General features: G+C 67.2%; 4 protein-coding genes. 1 reads left to right on the top strand and 3 read right to left on the bottom strand.

Annotated elements, in window-relative coordinates:
* From ACI2L3_RS40215 to ACI2L3_RS40205, 3 genes are all read right to left on the bottom strand, one after another.
* On the bottom strand, nucleotides 1–328 hold a 328-nt coding region (locus ACI2L3_RS40215; protein WP_404757436.1), incomplete at its 3' end, for a DUF4326 domain-containing protein.
* The gene (locus tag ACI2L3_RS40210; protein ID WP_350749590.1) at nucleotides 325–1,110 is read right to left on the bottom strand and encodes a phage antirepressor KilAC domain-containing protein; all 786 of its coding nucleotides are present in this window, start codon (nucleotides 1,108–1,110) and stop codon (nucleotides 325–327) included. The genes ACI2L3_RS40215 and ACI2L3_RS40210, both read right to left, overlap by 4 nt.
* A complete protein-coding gene (locus tag ACI2L3_RS40205) occupies nucleotides 1,107–1,403 on the bottom strand; it encodes a helix-turn-helix domain-containing protein (RefSeq protein WP_404757435.1) in 297 nt (98 codons plus the stop codon). The genes ACI2L3_RS40210 and ACI2L3_RS40205 overlap by 4 nt, the downstream gene beginning before the upstream one ends.
* Nucleotides 1,404–1,624: 221 nt before the next feature.
* Here ACI2L3_RS40205 and ACI2L3_RS40200 point away from each other — a divergent pair.
* Nucleotides 1,625–1,955, top strand: a 331-nt coding sequence (locus ACI2L3_RS40200; RefSeq protein WP_404757434.1) for a hypothetical protein, incomplete at its 3' end; no start/stop codon positions are given.

The following is a 1,955-nucleotide window of genomic DNA, read 5'->3' as shown; positions in this document are numbered from 1 at the left end:
CCGCGTGGCACGGCTGATCGAGCGGGCACCAGCACGCCAGGTTCTTCCCGGCCAGCTCTGCGCGAACGCGATCCATACCCCACGGGTCCAGGCCCCTCTCAAGGAGTTGACGGAGTCTGTAGACGGCGTAGGCGCGCGCTTCCTCCCCCGTCCTCGTGGTGTACGTGGCGAGGAAGGAGTTGTAGTGGTACACATCCCAGGTGCCCTTGCCTTCGCGGCGAATCGTGTACGGGTTCCCCCACACACTGGGGCGGCCCACGTAGACCGTGTTCTCGGGCAGCCGCCAGCCCTTCGTGCGCTGGCGCTGCACGCGGCGCGGGGTGGTCATGCCGTCACCACCCGGATGCCGAGCAGCTCGAAGGCCGGCTGATCGGTCAGACGGGATCGGACGACGCCGAGGCCCTTGCCGGTGAGCCGGACCTGCGGGGCCGCGGACTCTCGCACCTCACCCGAGACGAGGTCGCGGTACGTGCGGGCCTTCACCACGAACAGGCCCTGCTCGATGTACCGCTGGTACACGTGCGGGCGGCCCTTCGCATCGCGGTACAGGTAGCCCCAGTCCACGAGGGACTTCACGAGGCGCTTCTCGCCGATCTCGATCTGCCCGGACTCGCACAGCACCTTCGCGGCGTCGTTGTACGACCACGAGCCCGCCGAGGACACGATCGACTCCCACGCGGCGACCTTCGGGGCGTCCTCGGCGACCTTCGCCTCGAGCGCCTCGACCTTCGCCACCGTCAGGGTCAGGGCCCGGTGGATGATCTCGTCCTCGGTCAGCTCACGCTGCACGGAGTACGCGCCCGTCTTCCGAATCGCCGGGAGCACCTCGTGCGTCAGCCACCGCTTGAACGCCTTCGCCTCCGGCTTCCGCGAGCGCAGCACCAGCGAGTACATGCCGGCCTCGGTGACGACGACCATGGTCTGCGGGCCGGAGGGGGTGTCTACCAGACACCCCCTCTTCTCGTCGGCGTCGAGGTAGCGGGTGGCGTCCTGCTGGCGGCCGATCTCGAGGACGGCGCAGAGGTCGGCGGCGACGAAGTGGGGCTCGCCGTCGATGACGGCAGTGCGCACGGCGGTGGTGCCGTACTGGAAGGGCGTCAGCGCGGTCATGCCGCTGTCCTTTCGTGCGTTCCGTGGTGGTGCGTGGGGCGTTCAACCATGGTCAAAAAAAGATCCTCGACGCCGACGCCCAGGTGGTGGGCGATGCGCAGGGCGGGTTCGGGCGCGAGGGTCTCGGCCTGCCCGTTGAGCAGGCGGTTCATGTATGAGTGCGACTTCCAGCCGGCGGCTCGTGCCAGCTGCCGCGCTGAGACGTCCTGGACGATCATCAGGCGCTGGAGTCGCTTGCGGTCCCGCAACTTCATGTAGAGCTCCCCGAGTGGCAGGTGAATGACTTGCCCCATGACTGTAACCTTTCGCGTGACGTGGTGTCCAGCAAAACGGTACATCGAGTTGGCCCAGGTGTCCACCTACTTCTCTCCAGGTCCGCGCTGATAGCCCGTATCCGCGCCGCCATGCGGCATACCGCCCCCTTTGTTGCTACCGTTTCGGTGTCCACTTCCACGCAACAGCGGGTGTCCGAGGTCGATTGCTCCCCTTGGTGTCGCCCCGCAGATTGGTCGCCATGAACGACATGCACTCGCTGGGCCGGCTGATCGCCTCAGCCCAGGAGCGGAACGGCTGGTCCCTCCGCGACCTCGCCGCCCGCGCCGAGCGCGCAGGGTACGACATGAGCCACACCAGCTTCGCGCGGCTCAAGTCCACCCCTGTCACCTCGATCAAGGGCGAGAACATCACGATGCTCGCGCTCGTGCTGAAGGTGCCCGTGGCCCACGTGGCCACTGCAGCGCTGGAGTCCATGGGAGTGGAGCTCGACTCGGCTCTTCACCCGTCGGTCCTCGACGTCGTTCAGGAATCCCCTGACCTCTCGACGTATGACCAGGAGCTGCTCACCG

This window comes from Streptomyces sp. NPDC029674 (assembly GCF_044903205.1).
GTDB lineage: Bacteria > Actinomycetota > Actinomycetes > Streptomycetales > Streptomycetaceae > Streptomyces.
The sequence above is the reverse complement of the archived record's forward strand: the minus strand, read 5'-3'. Positions and strand labels throughout refer to the sequence as shown.

What these genes read in the sequence shown, in the direction of transcription:
- ACI2L3_RS40210 (WP_350749590.1), bottom strand. Translation starts at nt 1,110, where the DNA reads ATGACCGCGCTGACGCCCTTCCAGTACGGCACCACCGCCGTGCGCACT.
- ACI2L3_RS40205 (WP_404757435.1), bottom strand. Translation starts at nt 1,403, where the DNA reads ATGGGGCAAGTCATTCACCTGCCACTCGGGGAGCTCTACATGAAGTTG.